This window comes from Delftia sp. WSY_16 (genome assembly GCF_043104415.1).
Taxonomy (GTDB): domain Bacteria; phylum Pseudomonadota; class Gammaproteobacteria; order Burkholderiales; family Burkholderiaceae_C; genus Comamonas; species Comamonas tsuruhatensis.
The window spans coordinates 110,661-135,033 of the sequence record NZ_JBICKS010000019.1 but is presented as its reverse complement, the minus strand read 5'-3'; the positions used below and the strand labels follow the sequence as shown (position 1 = coordinate 135,033).

Genomic DNA, 24,373 nt, shown 5'->3' with positions numbered 1-24,373 from the left:
CTTGCCTATGAATCCGCACTTCTCTCTGCGCTACACCATGGCGCTTGGCGCCTGCCTGGGCGCGGCCCCGGCCTTTGCCGCCGGCCTGAACGTGGGCGTGGAGGTCCCGCGCCTGGATGTCGCCGAGTACCACCGCCCCTATGTGGCCGTGTGGATCGAGCGCGCCGACGCCTCGGTGGCCGCCACGCTGTCGGTCTGGTACGACGTGAAGATGCGCAATGCCGAAGGCACGAAGTGGCTCAAGGACATGCGCCAGTGGTGGCGCCGCACGGGCCGCGACCTGACGCTGCCCATCGATGGCGTGACCAGCCCCACGCGTCCCGTGGGCAAGCACCAGCTGAGCTTCACCGAAGGCGCCAACCCCTTCGCCAAGCTGCCGCCCGGCGAGTACAAGCTCGTGGTCGAGGCCGCGCGCGAAGTCGGCGGCCGCGAAGTGGTCACCGTGCCCTTCAAGTGGCCTGCCGCCAAGGCCGAGCAACTGAGCGCCAAGGGCAGCAGCGAGCTGGGCGAGATCAGCGTCGAGCTCAAGCCTTGAAATTGAAACCCCCTGAGGCCTTGCGCGTCTTCCCCCTCACGAGGCGGGTGACGCCATTGCTGCGGGGCGGCGCGGCCGGCCAGGCCCTTGCCCGGCATCCCTGAACTGGGCCCCGCATGTGGGCGGGCCACGCATCTTGCGGGGCACCCATGTGCCAGCCCCATCCACGAACCAAGGAGAATCTTCATGAAGTCCAAGACCCGCTTTGCCATCCGTCTGGCGGCCAGCCTCGCCATTGCCTGCGGCGCCTTCCAGTCCGCCCAGGCCCACAACCTGTGGCTGCTGCCCTCGACCACGGTGCTGTCCAAGGCCGAATGGATCACGGTGGATGCCGCCGTCTCCAACGACCTGTTCTTCTTCAACCACGTGCCGCTGGGCCTGGACAACCTCGTTGTCTCGGCACCGGACGGCTCGGCCGTCGCGCCGCAGAATGCCCATCGCGGCAAGCTGCGCAGCGTGTTCGACCTGGACCTGCAGCAAAGCGGGACCTACCGCCTGGCCATCGTCAACGACGGCCTGTTCGCCTCCTGGAAGGACAAGGCCACGGGCCAGAACCGCCGCTGGCGCGGCTCGCCCGAGAAGTTCGCCGCCGATGTGCCCGCCGACGCGCAGGACCTGAAGGTGACCCAGTCCGTGGGCCGCATCGAGACCTTCGTGACCGTGGGCAAGCCCAGCGCCGTCAAGGCTTCGGGCAAGGGGCTGGAGCTGGTGCCCGTGACCCATCCCAACGATCTGGTCAAGGGCGAGAAGGCCACCTTCGCCTTCCATGTGGACGGCAAGCCCGCCGCCAACCTGGAAGTCGTGCTGGTGCCCGGCGCCACGCGCTACCGCGACAGCAAGGGCGAGATCAAGGCCACGACCGACGCCAAGGGCGAGTTCAGCGTGACCTGGCCCACCGCCGGCATGTACTGGGTGGACGCCGACGCCCAGGACAACAAGACCTCGCTGCCCCAGGCCAAGGAGCGCCGCCTGTCCTATGTGGGCACGTTCGAGGTGCTGCCCTGAGCCTTGCGTCCCCACCCGGGGCCCCGCCCGCGCCTGCGCCCGTGCGCGTGAGCTTCGCGCCCGCCCTGTTGCAGGGCAGCGCAGGCCGGAGCCTCGCCGCGCCTGTGTCCACGGGCGCGGCGTCCTTTGCCGTCTCCGGCTACGCGCCGCAGGCCGTGCGGCGGGCAGACCCCGCCGCGCTGCAAACACTCACCGGCGAGGCCATGGGCACGACCTGGAGCGTGCGCCTGCACAACCCGGGTTTCCTCCCGCTCGATGAGGCGCGCCAGGCCATAGAGGCTGCGCTGGCCCTGGTCGTGCGCCAGATGAGCAACTGGGAGGCTGATTCCGACATCTCGCGCTTCAACCGCGCAGAGGCGGGCAGCTGGCATGTGCTGCCTGCCGAATTCTTCACCGTGCTGACCTGTGCATTCGATTGGGCGCAGGCCAGTGGCGGCGCCTGGGACCCCACCGTGGGGCCGCTGGTCGAGCTGTGGGGCTTCGGCCCGCGTGCGGAAAAGGCGCAGGGCGCCGGCATCCCCGATGCCGATGCACTGCGGCGGGTGCGCGAGCGCGTGGGCTACCAGCGCATCGTGCTGGACCTGGCAGGCCGGCGCGCGCTGCAGCCCGGCGCCGTGCATGTGGACTTCAGCGGCATTGCCAAAGGCTATTCGGTGGACCTGGTCACCGAGCGCCTGCAGGCGCTGGGCCATACCGATTTCCTCGTCGAGGTGGGCGGCGAGCTGCGGGCCTGCGGTCAGCGCCCTGGCAACCAGCCCTGGCGCGTGGCCGTGGCCAGCATGGCGGACCAGTCCACGCCGCTGGCGCTGCCGTTGCGCGACATGGCCATCGCCACCTCGGGCGACCACTGGCATGCCTTCGAGCAGGGCGGGCGCCGCTACTCCCACACCATCGATCCGCGCAGCGGCGAGCCCGTGGCGCACGGCCTGACCAGCGTCACCGTGCTGCATGCCGAATGCATGCAGGCCGACGCCCTGGCCACCGTGCTCACCGTGCTGGGGCCGCGTGCGGGCCTGGACTTTGCCGAGCAGCACGGCGTGGCCGCACTGCTGTGCGAGCGCACGGCGCAGGGCCCTGCCATGGCGATGACCACGGCGTTTGCCGCGCTGGCGCCGTGAGCGCCCCTAACCTTTTCTGCGCCGTGTAGATTTTCCGGTCACGCCATGTTCCTGTCCGAATCCGGGCTGCGCATACTCGCAGCCGCTGTCCTGGTACTGCTGTATGTGGCCATGTGCGCCGCCATCTGGTGGCGCGAGCGCCGCCAGCGCGCGCGGGCGCAGCACGAAGCCGCGGCGCTGGCCTCGGCGCGCGAGGGCGCGCTCCCCCTGCTTGTGGCCTATGCCAGCCAGACGGGCCAGGCAGAGGAGCTGGCACGCGAGACTGCGCGGCTGCTGCATACGGCCGGTGAGAGCGTGCATCTGTGCGCCCTCGATGCCGTTGATGTGAAGCTGCTGGCGCAGACCCAAAGGGCGCTGTTCATCGCCAGCACCTATGGCGAGGGCGATCCGCCCGACAACGCAGCCCTGTTCCTGGCGCACTCCATGGCGCAGGCGCAGGGCCTGTCCCATCTGCAATACGGCCTGCTGGCGCTGGGTGATCGCCAGTACGCGCAGTTCTGCGGCTTTGGCCGCGCGCTGGACGGCTGGCTGCGCGCCGCAGGCGCCAGCCCCTGGTTCGAGCGCATTGAAATGGACAACGGCGCGCCCCAGGCGCTCACCGCCTGGCAGCACCAGCTGACCCAGATCAGCAGCCTGGGTGACATGCCTGCGTGGGAGATGCCGGTATTCAGCGAATGGACGCTGGCCGCGCGCCGGCATATGAACCCGGGCAGCGCAGGCGAGCCGGTGTTCCACATCGAGCTGCAGCCCCCTGCAACGGAGCCGGCGCTGTGGGAGTCCGGCGACCTGGCGCAGGTCTGCATTCCTGCGGACCCGCAGCATCCGCGCGAGTACTCCATCGCCTCCATCGCCCAGGATGGCTGCGTGCACCTGCTGGTGCGCCAGGCGCGGCGCGAGGATGGCTCGCCGGGCCTGGCCTCGGGCTGGCTCACGCAGGGCGCGCCCCTGGGTGCAGCCATCACCCTGAGGCTGCGTGCGCACCGCAATTTCCGGCTGGAAGACAACCTGCAGCGCCCGCTGGTGCTGATCGGCAACGGCACGGGCCTGGCCGGCCTGCGCAGCCACCTGCGTGCGCGTGCCACAGCAGGCCTGGGGCCCAACTGGCTGCTGTTCGGCGAGCGCAATGCCGCGCACGACCGGCTGTACGGCGACGAGCTTCAGGCCTGGTGCGAGGGCGGCGTGCTGCAGCGCCTGGACCTGGCTTTCTCGCGCGACCGCAGCGAAGGCGCGCCGCGCGCCTATGTGCAGGACCTGCTGGCGCAGTCCGGCGATGTGCTGCGCCAATGGGTGGCGCAGGGCGCCGCCATCTATGTGTGCGGCAGCCTGCAGGGTATGGCCCAGGGCGTGGACCAGGCGTTGCACGCCGTGTTGGGTGAGGCGCAAATGGACCAGCTGGTGCGCAGCGGCCGCTACCGGCGTGACGTGTATTGAGGTGGTGAGAGCAGCTTGCGCCAGCGCAAGCATTGGTGCCGTCAGCGCTTTCTGCTCCTAGGAAAGTAGCATCCGTGCGACAGATAAATCCTATTGTGATCATGAGAATGGAAATGATTCTCAATGTTCATATAATTTCGTTACATATCCCCATCCCATCGCATAACCAAAGATTTCAAAGCGAGTTGCACGGGCCTCACAGCCCGTTTTCCGTTTCTGGAGTGTTTGCATGTCGTATCGCGATCTGCGCGGCGTTCTTCCGTCGCGTCCTTCCCCTCTGGCCCTCCTGGTGGCCGCCATCTGTGCTTCGGGTGCCGCATCGGCACAGACCCCATCGCAAAGCAATGCGGCTGCCGCCACCGAGTTGCGCGAAGTCGTGGTCTCTGCATCGGGCTTCGAGCAGGACATCAAGGAGGCGCCGGCCTCCATCACCGTCATTCCGCGCGAGGAACTGGCCAAGGGCCGCTTCGGTAGCCTGACCGACGCGCTGGAGAGCGTGGAAGGCATCGACGTAGGCGCCCCCGCGGGCAAGACCGGCGGCCTGAACATCAGCATCCGCGGCATGCCCAGCGACTACACGCTGGTGCTGATCGACGGGCGTCGCCAGAACTCGGCCGGCAATGTCACGCCCAACGGCTTTGGTGAGACGCAGACCAGCTTCATGCCGCCCATCGGCGCCATCGAGCGCATCGAGGTCATCCGCGGCCCCATGTCCACGCTCTACGGCTCCGACGCCATGGGCGGCGTGATCAACATCATCACGCGCAAGGTCGGCAAGACCTGGACGGGCAGCGTCAGCGCCGACTACACGCTGCAGCAAGAGTCGGAGTTCGGTGATATCAAGTCCGGCAAGTTCTACCTGAGCGGCCCCATCAAGGAGGACCTGCTGGGCCTGTCGATCCGCGGCAGCACCCAGCGCCGGGCCGCTTCGGACATCACCTATGCGGGCGCCAACGGCCAGCCAGCCGTTCCCATCATGGGCGGCAACCCCGTCAAGTCCGAGATCAACAACCTGGGCCTGCGCCTGGCGCTCACGCCCAACAGGCACCACGACATCACGCTGGACCTGGACTCGGGCCGCCAGACCTATGACAACTCGCAGGGCCAGTTGGGCACGCTGGGCACGGGAGGCTACAGCCCCGAGCAGAAATACAACCGTGACCAGCTCACGCTGGCCCATACCGGTCGCTACGGCTTCGGAACCTGGGACACCAGCTTCATGGTCAACCGGACCGAGACCATCGGCCGGACCATTCCCCGGGGAACCCCGGGCGCGACGCCAGGTGCCGCGCGCACGCTGGAGGTGGAAAGCAAGGTGCTGGACAGCAAGCTGGTCCTGCCCTGGGGTGCCCACCTGACCACGCTGGGCGGCCAGTGGTGGGATGCCGAGATGAAGGACGGCGTGGCGCCGAACAAGTTCGCCTTCACGCAGAAGGCCCTGTTTGCCGAGGACGAATGGAGCCTGACCGACGCCTTCAAGCTCACCATGGGCGCGCGCTATGACCGCCACAGCCTCTTCGGCGGCAAGCTCAGCCCGCGTATCTACGGCGTGTGGAATGCCGCGCCGCAGTGGACCGTGAAGGGCGGCGTCAGCAACGGCTACAAGACGCCGCGCGTGGAGCAGCTGGCGCCCGGCATCAACGGCTTCGGCCAGCAGGGCCGCCTGCCGCTGGTGGGCAGCCCCAACCTCAAGCCCGAAACCAGCCGCACCACCGAACTGGGCGTCTATTTCGACAGCCCCACGGGCTTTGCGGGCAGCGCCACGGTGTTCAACAACGAGTTCAAGGACAAGATCACCAGCGGCCCGGGCCTGATCAACTGCGACTTTGCGGCAGCGCCCAACCGCCCCGGCTGCGTGAGCTTCGGCGACTGGCCCCTGGTGGATGCCTTCGGCCAGTCCATCAACGTGGACGAGGCCGTCACGCGCGGCCTGGAGCTGAGTGCGCGCATGCCGCTGGCGCGCGGCTGGAACGCCAGCGCCAACTACACCTTCACCAAGAGCGAGCAAAAGAGCGGCCCCAACCGTGGCAACCCGCTGAGCGACACACCCAGGCACGCGCTCAACGCCCGCCTGAACTGGGAGCCGGGTGCCCAGTGGAACCTGTGGCTGCGCGCCGAGTACCGCAGCGAGCGCTACCGTGACCCCGGCACCAGCGCCAGCTCCCAGGCCGCCAAGGCCGCGCTGGGCAACTACAAGGCCTATACCCAGTTCCACCTGGGCGGCAGCTACCGCGTGAGCAAGCAGTTCACCATCAACGCGGCCATCTACAACCTGTTCAACAAGGATTTCGTGGACTACCAGCCCTACAACGTACCGGGCCAGGTCCAGGGCACCGTGATCTTTGGCAACCGCTACGCGAACAACCAGGAAGGCCGCCGCCTGTGGGTGTCTGCCAACTACGAGTTCTGAGGCGGGTTCCGGGGCGCCTGGCTGGCCTGCATGCGTGAAGGGGCCAGCCTGACCAGCACCTGCAGCGTGCGGTTCAGCGGCACGGGCACGCCCAGGGCCTCGCCGCGCCGCACCACGTAGCCGTTGAGGTGATCGATTTCGCTGGGCTTGCCCAGCGCCAGGTCCTGGGCGGTGGACGAAAACTGGCCCGGCATGGTGGCCGGCAGGCCGCGCACGGCAGCGGGCACGTCGCCGGGCAGGGCCACGCCGTCGGCCCTGGCCACGGCCAGGCATTCGGCCACCACGTCGTCCACCACGTCCGTCACGCCGGGCGACTGCACCAGCGGGCCGTAGGGCAGCTGGCACAGCGCCGACAGCGCGTTGTAGGCGCAGTTGATCACCAGCTTGGCCCACAGCGCGCCGCGCACGTCGGGCGATACCTGCACGGCAATGCCTGCCTTGCCAAACTGCAGGGCCACCTGTTCACTGAGTGCAGACGGCGCAATGACCAGCTCGCCGCGGCCGAAATGGCGCACATGGCCGGGGCCGGCCATGGCCGTGGCCACGTAGACCACGGCGGCGGCCACGGCCACGGACGGGCCCAGCACGGCGCGCACGCGCTCGTCGTTGTCCACGCCGTTTTGCATGGTCAGCACCAGGGTGCCCGGCGCCAGGTGCGGCTGCATCTCGCGGGCCGCTTCCTCGGTGGCCGTGGACTTGACGCAGAACATCACCACATCGGCATCGCGCACGGCGCTGGCCTCGGTCGATGCCTGCATGGGCACCTGGATGTCCAGCGTCGCCGTCTCCAGCCGCAGGCCATGCTGCTGCACGGCCTGCACATGGGCGGGGCGGCCGATCAGCGTGACCTGGTGGCCGGCGCGCGCCAGCAGTGCGCCGAAATAGCAGCCCACGGCGCCTGCGCCCATGACGGCGATGCGCAGCGGTTCGGAAGGAGAGGGGAGGCGGGCGGAAGAAGCGTCCATGGTGCAGATCGGATGGGCCTTTGATGGCGCCCAGTCTAGCCAGGCTGCCGTCGAAGGCCCATGCCGTCTTCCCTGCCGGGTGCCATTGCGGACGTCAGGCAACCCTCATGCCGTCTGCAGGCACAGGTACTTGGTCTCCAGGTATTCCTCGATGCCGTGGCGCGAGCCCTCGCGGCCCAGGCCGGACTGCTTGACGCCGCCGAAGGGCGCGACCTCGTTGGAGATCAGGCCGGTGTTGATGCCCACCATGCCGTACTCCAGCGCGCGCGACACGCGCCAGATGCGGCGGTTGTCGTTGGTGAACAGATAGGCGGCCAGGCCGTAGATGGTGTCGTTGGCGCGGCGCACCACCTCGTCCTCGTCATGGAAGCGGAACAGCGGCGCCAGCGGGCCGAAGGTCTCTTCCTCGCAGACTTGCATGCTGTCGTTCACATCGACCAGCAGCGTGGGCTCGAAGAACAGCTGGCCCGGCACCGGGCGCCTGCCGCCCGCCAGCAGGCGCGCGCCCTTGGACAGCGCATCGGCCACATGGCTTTCCACCTTCTGCACGGCCGCCTCGTTGATCAGCGGGCCATGGGTCACGCCGGGCTCCAGCCCATTGCCGACCTTGAAGCCCGCCATGGCACGGGCCAGGCGGCGGGCCAGTTCGTCGTGGATGCCATCCTGCACATAGATGCGGTTGGCGCACACGCAGGTCTGGCCGGCGTTGCGGAACTTGGAGGCCACGATGCCGGCCACGGCCTGGTCGATGTCGGCATCGTCAAACACGATCAACGGTGCATTGCCGCCCAGCTCCAGCGACAGCTTCTTGACCGTGTCGCTGCACTGGCGCATCAGCAGCCGTCCGGTGGTCGTGGAGCCCGTGAAGCTGAGCTTGCGCACCACGGGGCTTTGCGTCAGCGCCTGGCCGATGTCCTGCGGATGGCCGGTCAGCACCTGGAAGACGCCGGCGGGAATGCCGGCCTCCTCGGCCAGCACGGCCAGGGCCAGGGCCGTGAAGGGCGTGCTTTCGGCCGGCTTGACCAGCATGGTGCAGCCGGCGGCCAGCGCCGGGCCGGCCTTGCGCGTGATCATTGCGGCCGGGAAATTCCAGGGCGTGATGGCGGCGCACACGCCAATGGGCTCGCGCAGCGTGAGCAGCTGCTGGCCTGCGTTGGGCGACTGCAGCAGCTCGCCGTCCACGCGCTTGCCTTCCTCGGCAAACCATTCGATGAAGGAGGCCGCATAGGCGATCTCGCCGCGCGCCTCGGCCAGGGGCTTGCCCTGCTCCAGCGTCATCAGCCGCGCCAGATCGTCCTGGTGCGCCAGCATCAGGTCGAACCAGCGGCGCAGGATGCCGGCGCGCTGCTTGCCCGTCAGCGCGGCCCAAGCGGGCAGGGCGCGCTGTGCGGCGGCGATGGCGGCCTCGGCCGCGCCGGCCTGCAGGGCGGGTACCTGGCCCAGGCGCTCGCCTGTGGCGGGGTTGAAGACATCGATGGCGGGGCCGGAGCCCACGGGGTGCCAGCCCTGGGCAAGCAGGCAGGCCTGGCGGAACAGATCGGGGCGTTGCAGTGAAAGACTCATGGTGCGGGAAGGCTCAGGCTGTGGAATGGATTCAGGCCGCGACCGGCTGGGGCGCGGTCTGGGTGATGGCGTTGGCGATGATGTCCAGCGCCTTGCCGAACAGCGGCTCTGGAATCGTCAGCGGATAGAGGAAGCGGATGGCGTTGCCGTACAGGCCGCAGGTCAGCAGCAGCAGGCCTTGCTGCTGCGCACGCTGGACGATGGCGGCCACGCGCTGCGCGTCGGGCTCGCCGCTGCCGGGAATGTGGAATTCCACGGCCAGCATCGAGCCCAGGCCGCGCACTTCGGCGATGCCGGCATCCTGCGTCTGCAATGCCTGCAGGCGCGAGCGCAGCTGGCTGCCCAGTGCCAGGGCCCGCTCGCACAGGCGCTCTTCATCGATCACATCGAGCACGGCATGGGCAGAGGCCACGGCCAGCGGGTTGGCGGCATAGGTGCCGCCCAGGCCGCCGGGGTGCGGTGCGTCCATGACGGCCGCGCGGCCCACCACGCCCGAGATCGGCAGGCCGCCGCCCAGGCTCTTGGCCATGGTGATCAGGTCGGGCCGCACGCTGTAGTGCTCCATGGCAAACAGCTTGCCCGTGCGTGCAAAGCCGGTCTGCACCTCGTCGGCGATCAGCAGCATGCCGTGCTGGTCGCACAGCTGGCGCAGGCCCGTGAACAGCGCGGCAGGCACGGGGTTGAAGCCGCCTTCGCCCTGTACGGGCTCCACGATGATGGCTGCCACGCGCTGCGGGTCCACCGAGGTCTTGAGCAGCATGGCAATGGCGTCCAGCGACTGCTGCACGCTGATGCCCTGCACATCGCTGGGGAAGGGCGCGTGGAAGACTTCGCCCGGCATGGGGCCGAAGCCCTGCTTGTAGGGCGCCACCTTGCCCGTCAGCGCCATGCCCAGCTGGGTGCGGCCGTGGAAGGCGCCCTGGAAGGCGATCACGGCCGAGCGGCCCGTGGCATGGCGGGCGATCTTGACGGCGTTTTCCACCGCCTCGGCGCCCGTGGTGAAGAAGGCGGTCTTGGCCGGGCCGTCGATGGGCGCCAGTGCATTGATGCGCTCGGCCAGTGCGATGGCGCTTTCATAGGGAACGATCTGGAAGGCCGTGTGCGTGAAGCACTCCAGCTGGCGCTGCACGGCCTGCACCACGCGCGGATGGCGGTGGCCCGTGTTGAGCACGGCAATGCCGGCCGCGAAGTCGATGTACTGGCGGCCCTCGGCATCGGTCAGCAAGGCGTTGTCGGCCTGCACGGCGTGGAAGCCGCACATCACGCCCACGCCGCGCGGCATGGCGGCGGTGCGCCGGCTCTGGAGTTGCTGGTTGACGGACGAGGCTCTGGTGGTGTCGTTGGTGGCGGCGCTGGACATGGGAAGGTCTCCGTTGAGGTGGCTGCAATGCTTACGGTTATAGTGGCGATTGGTTCCATGAATGGAGCCATCTTTTGAAAAGATGATGGTGCCAATTGAGTTCGCCACCATCGCTTCCACAAGGCAGGCAACGCAGGCAACGCAGGCAAGGCAGACATGGCAAAACCCTCCGTGTGCGCGGACCTCATCCTCCAGATGGACTGGCGCGGGCTGGGCGGGGACCGCGTCCGCCTGAACCGGGCCCTGTACCTGGCGCTGCGCCAGGCCGTGGACAGCGGGGCCCTGTTGCCGGGCAGCCGCCTGCCGGCCTCGCGCGACCTGGCCCGCGAGCTGGATGTGTCGCGCAACACCGTCAACCATGCCTATGAGCAGCTGCAGGTGGAGGGCTATGTGCGCAGCCAGGTCGGGCGCGGCACGCAGGTGGTCGACACCCTGCCTGCGGCCATGCTGCTGAGCGGCGGACGTGCACCTGCCCGCCGCGCTGCCGCCGCAGCGCCTGCGCCTGGCGGCGGCCTGTCCGTGCAGGCACAGGCCTTGCTGAAAACCGCCCAGGCTTCGGAGCAGCAATGGGGCGCCTTCATGCCTGGCGTGCCCGACGTGACGCAGTTCCCGCGCGCCGCCTACGCGCGCATCCACAACCGCCTGCTGCGACACGCCGGGCCGCAGCTGCTCACCTATGGCACGCGCGGCGGCGTGGAGGCGCTCAAGCAGGCGCTGGCCGAGCACCTGCGCGTGGCGCGCTCGGTGAACTGCGCGCCCGACCAGGTGCTGATCACAGAAGGCGTGCACCAGGCCATCGACCTGGTGGTGCGCAGCCTTGCCGACCCTGGCGACTGCGTCTGGATGGAGGAGCCGGGCTACTGGGGCATCGCCAACGTGTTGCGCATGCAGCACGGGCTGAGCCTGCACAGCGTGCCAGTGGACGAGGAGGGCATGCATCTGCCGGACGGCCTGCCCGTGCCGCGGCTGATCTTCGTCACTCCCTCGCACCAGTACCCGCTGGGCGCCGTCATGAGCATGGCGCGGCGCCGCGCGCTGATCGCCTACGCGCGCCGGGTGGGGGCCTGGATCGTCGAGGACGACTACGACAGCGAATTCCGATTCTCCGGCAGCCCTGTGCCCAGCATGCAGGGCATGGAGGAGGACGCGCCCGTCATCTACATAGGCACCTTCAGCAAGACCCTCTACCCGGGACTGCGCATGGGCTACATGGTGCTGCCCCCGACCCTGGCCGAGCCGCTGCGCCGCATCCATTCCGAGCTGTACCGAGAGGGTCACCAGCTGCCGCAGCAGGTCATCGCCGAACTGATCGTGGAAGGCCACTACGCCGCCCACATCCGCAAGATGCGCCTGCTCTACGGCAAGCGCCGCCGCATGCTGATGGCCTTGATCGAGCGCTATCTGGGCGCCGACCACCTGCCCTGGGTGGACAGCGGCGCGGGGCTGCATTTCGTGATGCAGCTGCCCGGGCAGGACGATGATGTCGTGCTCGCCGAGGACCTCCGGCAGGCCGGCATCTTCGTCAAGCCGCTGTCGCGCTACTACGCGGGTCCGCACCGGCGGCGTGGCCTGCTGCTGGGGTACGCCTGCGTTTCCGAGGAAGAGATAGGCGCAGCCTTCTTCCGCATGCTGGCAGTGCTCGGAGCCCGGCATGGCCGGCGCTGAGGCCCGGGCCGGACCACCCGGCCAGGCGCCGCCTTGGCTCCCGACGCCAACCCTTTTTTGTCTGCCTAAGGACGCACCATGATCTCCATCCGCCCCGTTGAACCCCATGAATGGCCGCAGTACCGGGATATCCGCCTGCGTGCCCTGCGCGATGCACCCGACGCCTTCGGCAGCACCTGGGAGTCGGAGGCCGCAAGGGTTGACGCGGACTGGGCTGCGCGGCTGCAGGCCGCCGTTGCCGGCGGCAGGGACAGGGTGCTCTTCGCCGTCAACGGCGGCCAGGCCTGCGGCCTGCTCTGGTGCAAGCTGTGTGCCCCCGAGCCCGGCGTGGCCGATCTCTTCCAGATGTGGGTCGATCCCGCCGTGCGTGGCCGGGGTGTGGGCCAGGCCCTGCTGGCCCAGGCCGTCGCCTGGGCCTGGCACAAGGGCATGCAGCGTGTGCGGCTGGGTGTGACCGATGCCGACTCCCCCGCCATGCGCCTGTACCTGGCGAACGGCTTCCGGCCTGTGGGCGGGCTGCAGCCGCTGCGCGAGGGCTGCGAACTGCGCGTGCAGACGATGGCCCTGGACCGGGCCGGCGGCTGAGCCGCTGCACAGCGCAGGAAGTTCCGGCAGTCAGTCCCTGCGGCCTCTGTCGCCCCCTGGTGGCTCCGTGTAGCCCCCCCGTAGCCCCGGGGCGTCCACAAGGCCGTCCTGCATCAGCCCGGCAGCACGGCCGGTGAAGGCACCTGCCGGGTCTTGGCCAGTTGCGCGTTGCTGTAGCGAAGATCAGCGGTGACCTCCGCTCCCAGCCAGGCGGGCGAGGGCGGCTGGATATCCTCGCTGGCCAGTTCGATCTCGGCCGTGACCAGCCCGGCCAGCGGGCCTTCGAATACATCGACCTCGAAGTCGAAGCCGTCCACCGTCACGATGTAGCGCACCTTTTCGAGTGCGCCATGCGCGCAGTGCTGGGCCAGCAGCGTCTCGGCGTCGGCCAGCGGAATCCGGTATTCGAATTCGGCGCGGCTCATGCCGCGTGCCGGCCCCTTGAGCGTGAGAAATCCGGTGTCCCCGGCGATGCGCACCCGCACCCACATGCCGTTGTCGGCGATGTATCCCTGCGCCATGCGCACGCCGGTCAGGCCGGTCACGACGCCGGGGTCGGCCACAAGGTATTTGCGTTCGATTTCGAGAGCCATGCTGATGCCCTTGCAGACAAAGGCGGCAGTCTATCGCGCCGCCATCGCCCTGCCCGGCAGATGGCCGGCCACAAACAAAAAAGCCCCGCAGTGGAGTGCGGGGCTTTCCAGGGGGCGGTTGCCGGCCCGGGGGGCGGCATCCACAGCGCCTTACAGCGAGTCGATGAAGCTGCGCAGCTTGTCCGAGCGGCTCGGATGCTTGAGCTTGCGCAGGGCCTTAGCCTCGATCTGGCGGATGCGTTCGCGCGTGACGTCGAACTGCTTGCCCACTTCTTCCAGCGTGTGGTCGGTGGACATTTCGATGCCGAAGCGCATGCGCAGCACCTTGGCTTCGCGCGGGGTCAGGCCGTCGAGGATGTCCTTGACCACGTCGCGCAGGCCGGCCTGCATGGCGGCGTCCACGGGAGCGGTGTTGTTGGTGTCCTCGATGAAGTCGCCCAGGTGCGAATCGTCGTCGTCGCCGATCGGCGTTTCCATGGAGATCGGCTCCTTGGCGATCTTCATGATCTTGCGGATCTTGTCTTCCGGGATCTCCATCTTGGCCGCCAGGATGGACGCATCGGGCTCGAAGCCGAACTCCTGCAGATGCTGGCGCGAGATGCGGTTCATCTTGTTGATGGTCTCGATCATGTGCACCGGGATGCGGATGGTGCGCGCCTGGTCGGCGATCGAGCGCGTGATGGCCTGGCGGATCCACCACGTGGCATAGGTCGAGAACTTGTAGCCGCGACGGTATTCGAACTTGTCCACGGCCTTCATCAGGCCGATGTTGCCTTCCTGGATCAGGTCCAGGAACTGCAGGCCGCGGTTCGTGTACTTCTTGGCGATGGAGATCACCAGGCGCAGGTTGGCCTCGATCATCTCCTTCTTGGCGTCACGGCTGGCGCGCTCGCCGTCGTTCATGCGCTTGTTGATGCGCTTGAGCTCGTCCAGCGGCACGACCACGCGCGATTGCAGGTCGATCAGGTTCTGCTGCAGTTCCTGCACGGGCGGGACATTGCGCTCCAGCACGCTGCTCCAGGGCTTGCCGGCCGCGACCTGCTCCACCACCCACTGCAGGTTCAGCAGGTTGGGCGGGAACTGGGCGATGAAGGTTTCCTGCGGCATGCCGCACTTGTCCACGATGATCTTGCGCAGCTCGCGTTCCTTCTTGCGCACGTCATCGACCTGGGCACGCACGAGGTCGCACAGCTTCTCGATGGTCTTGGCCGTGAAGCGGATGGTCATCAGCTCTTCGGTCAGGGCCTTCTGCACCTTGATGTACGTGGGCGTGCCGTAGCCTTCCTTGTCGTACACCTTGTGCATCTTGTCGAAGTTCTCGCGCATGGCGTCGAAGCGGCGCAGCGCCTCGTTCTTGAGTTCTTCGAGCTTCTTGGTCAGTGCCTTGGAGCCGCCCTTGCCGTCGTCGTCGTCCTCTTCGTCGTATTCGTCGAAGTCTTCTTCGGCCACGTAGTCGTCGTTCTCATTGGCGTTGACGAAACCGTCGACGATGGTGGAGATGACGACCTTGCCTTCGCGGATTTCCTCGGACATGGCCAGGATTTCTGCGATGGTGGCGGGCGAGGCCGAGATGGCCTCCATCATGTCCATCAGGCCGCCTTCGATGCGCTTGGCGATTTCGATCTCGCCTTCGCGCGTCAGCAGCTCCACCGTGCCCATTTCGCGCATGTACATGCGCACGGGGTCGGTGGTGCGGCCGAATTCGGAGTCCACCGTGGACAGGGCGGCTTCGGCCTCTTCCTCGGCTTCCTCTTCGGTGGTGGCGGACTGGCCCGTGTTGTTCAGCAGCAGGGTTTCCGCGTCGGGGGTCTGCTCGTAGACGGCCACGCCCATGTCGTTGAGCATGGAGATCACGACTTCCAGCGTCTCGGCATCGACCAGCTTGTCGGGCAGGTGGTCGTTGATTTCGCTGTGCGTCAGGTAGCCGCGCGTCTTGCCCAGCTTGATCAGCGCCTTCAGGCGCTGGCGGCGGGTGGACATTTCCTCTTCGGTCAGGACGGTTTCGTCCAGGCCGAATTCCTTCATCAAGGCCCGTTCCTTGGCCTTGCTGATCTTCATGCGCAGGGGCTTGACCTTTTCAGCCGGGGCCGAGGAGGCCTCGACCTCGACTTCCACTTCGGTCTCGACTTCGCCTTCCACTTCGCCATCGATGTCGCCATCGATGTCCGACAGGTCGGCGTCGTCCATGTCGTCGCCCGCTTCCTTGGCCTTGGGCTTGCGGCCGCGCTTGGCGGGAGTCTTGGCTGCAGCGGTGGAGGTGGCGGCCTTGGCCGGCGCCTTCTTGGCGGCAGCAGGCTTCTTTTCTGTCTGGGCGGGGGCGTCGTCGCCTTCGGCTGCCTTCTTGCGGCCACGCTTGGGCGTCGCGGCGGCGAGCAGTTCGTCGGCCATGGCTTTGAGTTCGGCTTGGGACTTGGTTACCACGTCGGTATCTTTCTTTGCTTTGGCCGCAGATGCGGCGCTCTTCGGTCCTGCAGCGGCTTTGCCGGCACCGGCCTTGACGGCCGGGGCTGAAGAGTTTGTCGAAGTCTTGGGCTTCGCTGGAGCTTCGGGGGCCTGCTTGGACTTCACGGACTTTGAAACGGGCATGAGCACCTCACGGTCGGGAGCGAACACACACAAAGGGAAACTCAAACAAGCGCCGCCTAAGCGCGCGCGGACGGACTAGGCCCGCCAGGGAAGCGTACATATTCCAGGCAAGATGTCTGGGCGATCATTTGGTGTGCAGTCCTTGCGGGAAATTGGGCCGTGCAGTTGCTGCAATCACGTGAGTTCGTCACGGGGCCCGGTCCGGAGGTGCTGCTGTCGCTCTTGCCGATAGCCCCCAATTATATCTGCTTACCTCGATTTCAAGAGGAAGTGCGCATCTGGTTTTCCAGGGCCTGCTGTCGGGCAAAGAGATCGCGATAGCGCTGGGCGGCGCTGGGGTCCCGTGCCATGTCGCGCAAGGCTTCGTCGATCTGGGCCTTGATGTGGACGATGACCATGCGATTGAGGACATCACGCAACTCACGGCGCAGCTCGGGCAGTTCGCCCTCGGGATGCGCGTGGGGGCCGCTCATGAGCCTGTCTGCCAGCGTTTCGTGAGGCAGGCCGCGCAGTTGTTCGCGCAGCACGGCAAAGGGCCGGGCACCGGATTCCTGGAACTGTGCCTCCATCCAGCGGAACATGGCGCCATGTTCGCCTGAGCAGTGCGCCAGTGCCTCGAAGTCCTCGTGGGTGAGTTCTTCCATGAATTCCATGTGCGCCATGAGCAGGCGTGCCGCCTGGTCGGTGCGTGTGGCTGGCGCGCCACGCGGGCCCATGGGGGGCGGGTTGAAGTCGGCCCGGCCATTCTTGTCCCAGGGTTTGCGCGGCCAGGGCTTTTTGCCGCCGCGCCCGGGCTCGCCGCTGCGCCAGCCGCCCGCGCCGCTTCCATGGCCGCCACGCTCGTGCCAGCCCGAAGGCGCGCCGTATTCGACAGGCTGGCCCCAGTCGGGCGCGGCCGGTGCATGGCCGGCCTGCTGGCCCGGATGGGAAGCACCGCCGGCCATGGAGCCCCGCGCCGGGCCGCTGCGGGCGGCTTCCTGCGACCACAGGTCGGAGAGGTCGCGCGCATCGAGCTGCACGAGTTCGGCGATCTCGCCCAGCAGCTGGCGCTTGAGCGCGCCGTCAGGCAGGGCTGTCCACAGGGGGCGGGCATTGCTGGCCATGTGGGCACGGCCTTCGGCCTGGCCCAGGTCGCAGCCTTCGCTGGCCGCCTCGATGAGAAAGCGGCTCAGCGGCAGCGCGTCGCCCACGTAGCGGGCAAAGGCTTCGCTGCCGTATTCGCGGATGAAGCTGTCCGGGTCGTGTTCGGCGGGCAGGAAGAGGAATTTGACGCTGCGCGTGTCGCTGGCATAGGGCAGGGCCGCATCGAGCGCCTTGCGCGCGGCGCGCCGGCCCGCCCCGTCGCCGTCGAAGCTGAAAACGACGGCGTCAGTAAATCGAAACAGTTTGTGAATGTGATCGGGCGTGCAGGCCGTGCCCAGCGTGGCGACGGCGTTGGCAAAGCCCAGCTGGGCCAGGGCCACCACGTCCATATAGCCTTCGGTGACCAGCGCATAGCCCATGTCGCGCAGGGCGGTGCGGGCCTCGAACAGGCCGTAGAGTTCGCGCCCCTTGTGAAACACCGGGGTTTCGGGCGAATTCAGGTATTTGGGCTTCTCGTCGCCGAAGACGCGGCCGCCGAAGCCTATGCACTCGCCCTTGACGTTGCGGATGGGAAACATCAGCCGGTCGCGGAAGCGGTCGTAGCGCTTGCCGTCGTCCTCGCCGACGATGACCAGGCCCGATTCTTCGAGCTGCGGATCGTCGTAATGCGCAAAGACGCTGGCCAGGTTGCGCCAGCCGGCGGGCGCATAGCCCAGGCCGAAGCGCCTGGCGGTTTCGCCCGAGACACCGCGGCGCTTGAGGTATTCGATGGCCTGGGGGGAGGCCTTCAGGTGCTTGCGGAAAGATTCGCCGGCCTTTTCCAGCACGTCGGTGAGGGTGGCCTGTTTCTGCTTCTGGGCGGCCTGGCGCTCGCGCTCGGCCGGGCTGATGTCGTCCTGCGGCACCTGCAGGCCGACCTGGCCGGCAAGATCCTGCACGGCCTCAACGAAGCCCATGCCGGCATGGTCCATCAGAAAACCGATGGCGTTGCCGTTCTTGCCGCAGCCGAAGCAGTGATAGAACTGCTTGCTGGGGCTGACGGTGAAGGAAGGCGACTTCTCGCTGTGGAAAGGGCACAGGCCCATGAAGTTGGCGCCGCCCTTCCTGAGCTGTACGTAACGGCCCACGATGTCGACCACGTCGACGCGCGCGAGCAACTCCTGGATGAACGATTGGGGAATGGACACCCGCGTATTGTGCCTTCGCGGGGCCATCCGGCCGTGCCCCGGGGGCACTGGCCGGCAGCGCCCGGCCCTCAGCCCAGGCGCTGGAAGGTCAGCGTGAAGGCCACGCCATCGCGCGTGTTGTGGGCCCTGATCGTGCCGCCCATCTTGGCCATGTAGGTCCTGGCCACGAACAGGCCCTGTCCCCGGTGCTCGGCGCCGCTGGCGGCAGAAGGCTCCTGGGGCGCGGACACCCCCAGCTCGAAGATGCGCTCCAGCAGGTCCTCCGCAATGGTGGCGCCCTGGTTGTGCAGCGTGGCGCTGGCGGTGGACTCGGAGGCCGACAGCGACAGCGTGATGGCCGTGCCGGCCGGACGGTAGCTGTCGGCATTGCGCAGGATGTGGGTGACCACGTCCTCCAGGGCAAATTCGTCGGCGCGCACGATCACGGCGCCGGCGGCTCCCGCGCTCCCGCTCTTGTTCCCGCCTTCGTAGACCACATCGGCAATGCCCGCATAGTGCGCGTTGGCCGCCACGTGGCTGAGGAAGGCGTCCAGGTCCAGCCGGCCCTCCGGCACGGTGGCGGCCTGCAGCGCCTCGGCCGGCGATGCCGTGCCGTAGAGCACATGCACGGCCTGCTGCATGCGCTGCACATAGCGGTGGCCGGGGTCGTCGGGGCCGTACAGCACCATCAGCGATTGCAGGGGCGACATGATCTCGTGGCCCACGGCATGCCACATGTCGCGTTCCTGCTGGGCGCGCAGCTGCTCGCGCTGCAGGTCGTCCTTCACGCGCTGCAGCAGGTCGGCCAGGCCGCCGGCCAGAATGCCCAGCTCGTCGGAACCACGCAGGTCCGACACTTCGAGATCGCCCAGGCGTGGCCCGACATGGCCGTCCTGCACGTTGTAGGAGACGGCGGCGGCGCGCCGGGTGAGGGCGGTCACGCGGCGGATCAGCCCCAGCTCGACGATCAGCCAGGCCAGCGCAATGGCGGCCAGCATGGCGCCCAGGTACCAGGACAGGCGCGTGGCCACGGCGGCCAGGCCCTGCTCCACATCGCGCGGGTGGCCGGTGAAGCTGACGGTGTAGTTGCCCGTGGGCGTGTCCAGAATGTCCTGGCCCGTGGGCACGGCCGGGGTCATGGTGGCGGCGGAGACGCCGGCCGCATGCAGCGGCAGCCAGCTGATCAGGCGCAGCAGCCAGGGCGCCGACGGCGCGGCCTGCACATCCACGCCCTTGAGGGTGATGGCGCTGGCTTCGTCGGCACCCACCTTGCGGATCTGCACGCGCTCGCCGGGCAGCAGGCTGCGCGAGATGTCGTTGAGCGAGGCGGCCAGCTGTGCCCCCGGCGCATTGCTGTCGAACAGGGGCGCGGCCGCTTCGCCCGGGGCCAGCATTTCCACGCGCACACGCATGCTGCCCAGGTCTTCGGGCGGCCAGACGGGGCGCACGTCCCTGCGGAACAGGGCCTCGCGGAACAGCTCGACCGGCAGGCGGATGGAGTAGTGCGTGCGGCGCAGGCAATCGGCTGCAGGGGGCGTCTTGTCATTGCCCGCATGGCCCTGCACGCCAGGCGGCAGGTCGCGGCAATGGCCGTTCTGCCAGAGCCAGCCACGGAAATCGCGCACGGGCCGCGCGCGGGCGTCAAGCTGGGGCGTGCCGTTGTCCACAAAGCCGGTGAGCCGGCCGTGCTCGCCGTTGCCGGACTTGTTGCCCTGCTGCGGCATGGCCTCATAGGGGGCGATCCAGCGGTAGGTGCTGCCGCGCATGTCCAGCGTGATGCGGGTGCGGTGCGCCTGGGCGGGCTCGCGCGAGCCGCGCTCGCGCGGTGTCAGCTCGCCTGCGAAGAAGCTGCCCACCAGATAGATGAAGCCGCCTGCGTAGGGATTGTTGCCGATGGCCGCGCACAGCGAGGCGCCATCGGGATACTGCACCGAGCAGCCGGCCATCTCCACGGCCTGCTGGGACTTTTGCGGATCGTCGAAGTCGATGGCCGCGTAGGGCAGCAGCAGCGGCGCCAGCGGTGTCACGCCCTGGCCCAGGTGTCCGGCATTGAGCAGGGCCAAGCGTCCCGAAGGATGGCGCAGCCGCGCCATGACCTCGGCCTGGCTGCGCACAAAGCCGTGCTGGTAGGCCTGCCAGGCGCGTTCCTTCTCGTCCTTGAGCACCACCACGCTCAGCGCCACCGTGGCCACGGCCAGCAGCACGAACACGCCGCGCAGCAGGATGCGCTGGCGGAAGGCGGCCAGGCCCAGGCGCGGAACTTCCAGCCGGGGCAGCTCCAGTTTGGGGTTGAGCAGGCGCTTCATGCGCGGGCGGCGGCGCCGGCCTGGCCCACCCAGCGAAAGCCGCGCATGGGCACGTTCTCTATGCCTTCGAAGCCCGGGTCCACCTCGCGCAGGGCCTCGCGGATGGTGCTGACGTGCTTGCGCACGTTGTCGCGGTTGCGGCCGCTTTTGACCACCTCGAACAGCTCGTCGTAGGACACCACTTCGCCGCTGCGCTGGTGCAGCGTGGCCAGGATGCGCTGGGCCGTCAGCGGCAGGTTGATGCGCTCTCCGCGCCAGGTGGGCGTGCGCTGCCACAGCGGGTCCAGCACCAGGGCATCGCCTGCGGGCGCTGCGGCGGCCTGCGCGGCCACGGGCGCCGCGCGCTGCGTGGTGCGCAGGATGTCCAGGAAGGTCTCGATGAAGTCCGCCTCCTCGAAGGTGGTCTTTTGCAGGTAGTCCCAGGCGTCCAGCGCTTTCATGATGCTGCGGTAGATGGCGGCCGGCATGGCCGACACCACCAGCACCGGCGTGCCCTGGCCCAGCTTGTTGATGGCGTTGATCAGGGCCACGCCGGCATGGCGCTCGCGGCCCAGCTCGATGTCCAGCACCACGGCGTCGTAGTGCTCGCGCGCCAGGGCAGCCTCGGCCTCGTCGCGCGTGAACCACTGGTCGATCACGATGCCGCTGCGCGCACTGCGTATCCATCCCGCCAACTGGTTGCTGGTGGGAAGGTCGTCTTCGATCACGGCGATACGGGTCATGGGGCTGTGCAGTGGTGGGGTCGGGGAGGCCGCCGTGGCGGTGTTCGCGGGATTATCTCGGCCCTGCGCCGGCCCGGGTGTGAGTTTTTCTTCCGGGGCCGGAGCGTTTGCGCCGCCGGTGTGAGCGCTTTGGTCCGTGCGCTGCGTTGTTGCTTCCGGGGTGGATCCGAACAATCGGTCCTCAATGAGCCACCCCTGTTTCCGGTGCCTCAGAAACAGCCAACAACAGCCAACAACAGCCATCACAGCCGAGAGAGAGAACACCATGAAAGCCACCTGGAACCGCATCATGCAGGCCCTGACAGGCCGCAAGTCCGCCCGCCTGGACGGAGCCGGCACCGCCGATTTCTCCGAGCCTGCAGCCGACGCCGGCACGCTGCCGGGCAACGCGCCCCGCCGCCAGCCCGTGGACTGGGCAGTCCTGCTGCCCACGGCACGTACCGTGCGCTGGCTGGCCATCGGCGCCGTGGTGGTGGCGGCCGGCCTGGTGGTGGTGCGCAACCCGCCCGTGCAGCACCTGGAGCAGGGCACGCTGGGCGTGCGCCTGAACCAGTTCACGGGCTCCGTCAGCCTGTGGCGCGATGGCAGCGTGTGGGTGGTTCCGGGCCTGCACACGGTGCGCGTGTTCTCCCTGCGCGACCAGAGCTACCGTCCGGAGGCCATGCGCCAGGCCAATGGCAGCGCACCCCTGCAGTCGGTCGAGGGCCTGTCCCTGGGTCTGGACCTGAACGTGCGCTATGCGCTTGATCCCGCATCGCCCGCCGTCAAGGCCGGCAACCTGCCTCTGGACATAGGCGGCGACATCGTGGAGCCCGCCGTGCAGGGCCTGGTCTACAAGGTGTTCGCACGCTACACCGTGCGCGAGATTTTCTCGACCAAGCGTGCCGAGATCGCCCAGATCATGGAAACCGAACTGCGCACGCGCCTGGCGGCCGACGGCGTGACGCTGCGCAGCATCCAGATCGGCAAGGTGGACCTGCCCGCCGAGTACCGCCGCGGCATGGACAGCCTGCTGGCCGAGGAGCTGGCCTCCGAGAAGATGCGCTACACGCTGGAGCTCAAGGACAAGCGCGTCAAGGAAACCGAGCTGGACGCCAATGCCGACAAGGTGCGCCGCGAAGTGGCCGCCGAAGCCGCCGCACGCGAGCAGGTGATTGCGGCGCGTGCCCAGGAAGAGGCCATGAAGCATGTGCTGCCCTTCAAGCAGCGCCAGATCGAGCAGCGCCAGCTGGAAGCCGAGGCCGAGCGCGTGGCCCGCGTGAAAGCTGCCGAGGGCAGCGCCCAGGCCCGCCGCATCGAGGCCAACGGCGAAGCTGATGCACGCCAGAAGCTGGCCGAGGCCGAGGCCTTCCGCATGGACCGCCTGGGCAAGGTCAACGCCGAGCAGATGGCGCGCGAAGGCACCCTGGTCACGCGCTACCCGCTGCTCATCCAGAAGACGCTGGCCGACAAGCTCTCGGACAAGATCCAGGTCATCATCGCGCCCCCGCCGACCAATGGCGACTTCATCGGCGCGGCTCTGCTGGGCGGCAGCCGCAATGCACAGGCCGGCGCAGCCTCCGTGGCGGCCGAAGATGCCAACGCAGCCGTTCAGGAGCAATAAGCCATGCTGACCGTATCGACCTTGGCCGCCGCAGCGCTGGCCACCGGCATGGGCAGCGCCATCGTGGTGCAGGACCAGGCCAGCCTGCGCGCCGCGCCGCGCGATGGCGCCCAGCAGCAGGCCAGCCTGTGGCAGGGCGAGGTGCTGGAGATCAGGGGCGAACGCCTGGACTACCTCCAGGTCTGGGACCACAAGCGCGAGCGCGGCGGCTTCATCCGCGCCAGCGATGTGCGCCGTGTGGCCCTGACAGAGGCCGATGCCCCCGCGCTGCTGGCCGTGCTGCGCTTCGTGCAGGATACGCCCGGTGCCGAGGCGCTGGGCATCGGCCTGGCGGCCGCCTACCTGCAGGCCGCGCCCGCCAGGACCCTGGCTGGCGCCGAAGGCGCGCAGGCCTTCGACGCACTGGGCGGCTTTGCCGACCGGCTGGCGCGGCGCGCCTCCGCCGCTGCGCCCGGCAAGACCTCGGGCGCCACGCTGTCGGCCCACCTGGATGTGGCCAGCGGCTACGGCCTGCGCTTTGCGACCCATGAGGTCGAAGGCCGCATGCAGGTCTGCTACGAAGGGGAATTCTTCCGCCGCGTGCTCGCCATGCCGGCCGCCGACGCGCCGCAGCGCGCCCGTGCCGCCCTGGCGCTGACACGGCCCGAATGCGTGGACCCCGATCTGCCGGCCCATGAGCGCGCCCGCATGCATGCCTGGCAGGCCGATGTGCTGGAGCGCGTGGATGTGACCGGCCTGCCGCCCTACCTGCGCGGCCGCGTGCAGATGCGTCGCGCCAGCGTGTGGGCGGCGCTGGCCTTTCAGCAGGCGCGCAAGAGCATGGCCGACCCTGCCGTGGCGGCATCGGCCGCCCGGGCGCTGGCCGAGTTCACGAGCGTCAGCAAGTCCGAGCTGCCCGATGAAGACCAGAGCGCCTACAACGACGCGGCCATGCGGGTGAGCGCCGTGCGCTGGGCGCTGGCGCCTGTTGCTGCTGCGGCTCCTGCTGCCGGAGCCCGCCCGACGCTGCTGACCGAGCCCGGTGCTGCCGGCGAAACCTGCGTGCTGCTGGTGGACGCCCAGCACGGCGCCAAGGCCCCTTTGCTGCGCCGCTGCACCTATGGCGTGGTGTGGGCCGCATCGGCCAGCACCAACCGCGAGGGCACGGCCGTGGCCCTGGCCGTGCAGCCGCTGGAAGGCTGGCGCGAACTGTGGGTGCTGCGCAAGACCGAAGGCGGCTGGCTGGCCGATGTGCTTCCCCCCGCCGCCACCGCGCCGGAGACCGGCGTGGCCGAATGGGCGGGCTGGCTGCCTGGCGGCCAGCTGATGCTGGTGGCGCGCGAGGCCCGTGGCCAGGGCCGCTACCGCAAGAGCTTCGAAGTGGTGCGGCTGGACGGCCTGGCCACCGAGCGCGTGACCGGCGATGTGTCTGCCCTGCCGCTGTTCCAGCGCTGGCAGGACCCGGCCTGGAAGCGCCAGTCCCTGAGCCTGCGCTGAAGCAAAAAAAAGCCTGCACCGGTGGGGTGCAGGCTCGTCTCCAACGATGCCTGGAGCGTTGCCAGGCGACTCCTCTAGGAACTCCTTGTTCGCCTTCCAGCGGTGCTGGCCGGCGAATCCAAGCGGCGATTCTACGAGTGAAGCCGGGGCCGCGCGGCCGAGTCATCTGATAAATGATGTCTTATAGAGGACCCTGGTTGT

At 68.4% G+C, this 24,373-nt stretch carries 17 protein-coding genes; 9 read left to right on the top strand and 8 right to left on the bottom strand.

Annotation, left to right across the window (positions count from 1 at the left end):
• Positions 1 to 7: 7 nt before the first annotated feature.
• The 5 genes from ACF8O7_RS10040 to ACF8O7_RS10020 all read left to right on the top strand — a co-directional run bounded on the left by ACF8O7_RS10040 (position 8) and on the right by ACF8O7_RS10020 (position 6,499).
• Positions 8 to 535 carry a DUF2271 domain-containing protein gene (locus ACF8O7_RS10040; protein ID WP_016447595.1) on the top strand — a complete coding sequence of 176 codons (528 nt, stop codon included), beginning with the start codon at positions 8 to 10 and terminating at the stop codon, positions 533 to 535.
• Between the two features lie 186 nt (positions 536 to 721).
• A complete protein-coding gene (locus tag ACF8O7_RS10035; protein ID WP_126310707.1) occupies positions 722 to 1,540 on the top strand; it encodes a DUF4198 domain-containing protein in 819 nt (272 codons plus the stop codon).
• 41 nt (positions 1,541 to 1,581) lie between these two features.
• Entirely contained in the window at positions 1,582 to 2,658 is a 1,077-nt protein-coding gene (locus ACF8O7_RS10030) for an FAD:protein FMN transferase (protein ID WP_126310705.1), read from the top strand.
• Positions 2,659 to 2,703: 45 nt separating this feature from the next.
• A complete protein-coding gene (locus ACF8O7_RS10025) occupies positions 2,704 to 4,089 on the top strand; it encodes a sulfite reductase subunit alpha (protein ID WP_126310703.1) in 1,386 nt (461 codons plus the stop codon).
• A gap of 229 nt (positions 4,090 to 4,318) precedes the next feature.
• The gene (locus ACF8O7_RS10020) at positions 4,319 to 6,499 is read left to right on the top strand and encodes a TonB-dependent receptor domain-containing protein (protein ID WP_046985639.1); all 2,181 of its coding nucleotides are present in this window, start codon (positions 4,319 to 4,321) and stop codon (positions 6,497 to 6,499) included.
• Here the strand turns inward: ACF8O7_RS10020 and ACF8O7_RS10015 are convergent.
• The 3 genes from ACF8O7_RS10015 to gabT all read right to left on the bottom strand — a co-directional run bounded on the left by ACF8O7_RS10015 (position 6,487) and on the right by gabT (position 10,387).
• A complete protein-coding gene (locus ACF8O7_RS10015) occupies positions 6,487 to 7,464 on the bottom strand; it encodes a ketopantoate reductase family protein (RefSeq protein WP_046985638.1) in 978 nt (325 codons plus the stop codon). The genes ACF8O7_RS10020 and ACF8O7_RS10015 overlap by 13 nt on opposite strands.
• 105 nt (positions 7,465 to 7,569) lie before the next feature.
• Complete coding sequence (locus tag ACF8O7_RS10010; RefSeq protein WP_046985637.1) at positions 7,570 to 9,027, bottom strand: NAD-dependent succinate-semialdehyde dehydrogenase; 1,458 nt, start codon at positions 9,025 to 9,027, stop codon at positions 7,570 to 7,572.
• Between the two features lie 31 nt (positions 9,028 to 9,058).
• The gene (gene gabT, locus ACF8O7_RS10005) at positions 9,059 to 10,387 is read right to left on the bottom strand and encodes a 4-aminobutyrate--2-oxoglutarate transaminase (RefSeq protein WP_046985636.1); all 1,329 of its coding nucleotides are present in this window, start codon (positions 10,385 to 10,387) and stop codon (positions 9,059 to 9,061) included.
• A gap of 156 nt (positions 10,388 to 10,543) precedes the next feature.
• Between gabT and ACF8O7_RS10000 the strand changes: the two genes are divergently transcribed.
• Both ACF8O7_RS10000 and ACF8O7_RS09995 read left to right on the top strand, forming a co-directional pair.
• The gene (locus ACF8O7_RS10000) at positions 10,544 to 12,052 is read left to right on the top strand and encodes a PLP-dependent aminotransferase family protein (protein WP_046985635.1); all 1,509 of its coding nucleotides are present in this window, start codon (positions 10,544 to 10,546) and stop codon (positions 12,050 to 12,052) included.
• Positions 12,053 to 12,130: 78 nt separating this feature from the next.
• Entirely contained in the window at positions 12,131 to 12,637 is a 507-nt protein-coding gene (locus ACF8O7_RS09995) for a GNAT family N-acetyltransferase (RefSeq protein WP_046985634.1), read from the top strand.
• 113 nt (positions 12,638 to 12,750) lie between these two features.
• On the opposite strand, the gene ACF8O7_RS09990 is transcribed toward ACF8O7_RS09995, so the two are convergent.
• The 5 genes from ACF8O7_RS09990 to ACF8O7_RS09970 all read right to left on the bottom strand — a co-directional run bounded on the left by ACF8O7_RS09990 (position 12,751) and on the right by ACF8O7_RS09970 (position 21,093).
• Positions 12,751 to 13,230 (bottom strand): CYTH domain-containing protein, encoded by a 480-nt coding sequence (locus ACF8O7_RS09990; protein ID WP_016451277.1) that lies wholly within the window; start codon positions 13,228 to 13,230, stop codon positions 12,751 to 12,753.
• A gap of 150 nt (positions 13,231 to 13,380) precedes the next feature.
• On the bottom strand, positions 13,381 to 15,816 hold the full coding sequence (rpoD, locus tag ACF8O7_RS09985) for an RNA polymerase sigma factor RpoD (protein WP_392443255.1): 2,436 nt from the start codon (positions 15,814 to 15,816) through the stop codon (positions 13,381 to 13,383).
• 260 nt (positions 15,817 to 16,076) lie between these two features.
• A complete protein-coding gene (dnaG, locus tag ACF8O7_RS09980; protein WP_016447583.1) occupies positions 16,077 to 18,113 on the bottom strand; it encodes a DNA primase in 2,037 nt (678 codons plus the stop codon).
• 41 nt (positions 18,114 to 18,154) lie between these two features.
• Positions 18,155 to 20,371, bottom strand: coding sequence for a sensor histidine kinase (locus ACF8O7_RS09975; RefSeq protein WP_392414708.1), 2,217 nt, complete (start codon positions 20,369 to 20,371; stop codon positions 18,155 to 18,157).
• Positions 20,368 to 21,093, bottom strand: coding sequence for a response regulator transcription factor (locus tag ACF8O7_RS09970; RefSeq protein ID WP_016447581.1), 726 nt, complete (start codon positions 21,091 to 21,093; stop codon positions 20,368 to 20,370). The genes ACF8O7_RS09975 and ACF8O7_RS09970 overlap by 4 nt, the downstream gene beginning before the upstream one ends.
• Positions 21,094 to 21,358: 265 nt before the next feature.
• Here ACF8O7_RS09970 and ACF8O7_RS09965 point away from each other — a divergent pair, with 265 nt between their 5' ends.
• Positions 21,359 to 22,696, top strand: a complete 1,338-nt coding sequence (locus ACF8O7_RS09965; protein WP_016451278.1) for an SPFH domain-containing protein — start codon at positions 21,359 to 21,361, stop codon at positions 22,694 to 22,696.
• A gap of 3 nt (positions 22,697 to 22,699) precedes the next feature.
• Positions 22,700 to 24,172 carry a hypothetical protein gene (locus ACF8O7_RS09960; RefSeq protein WP_392414707.1) on the top strand — a complete coding sequence of 491 codons (1,473 nt, stop codon included), beginning with the start codon at positions 22,700 to 22,702 and terminating at the stop codon, positions 24,170 to 24,172.
• Positions 24,173 to 24,373: the final 201 nt, after the last annotated feature.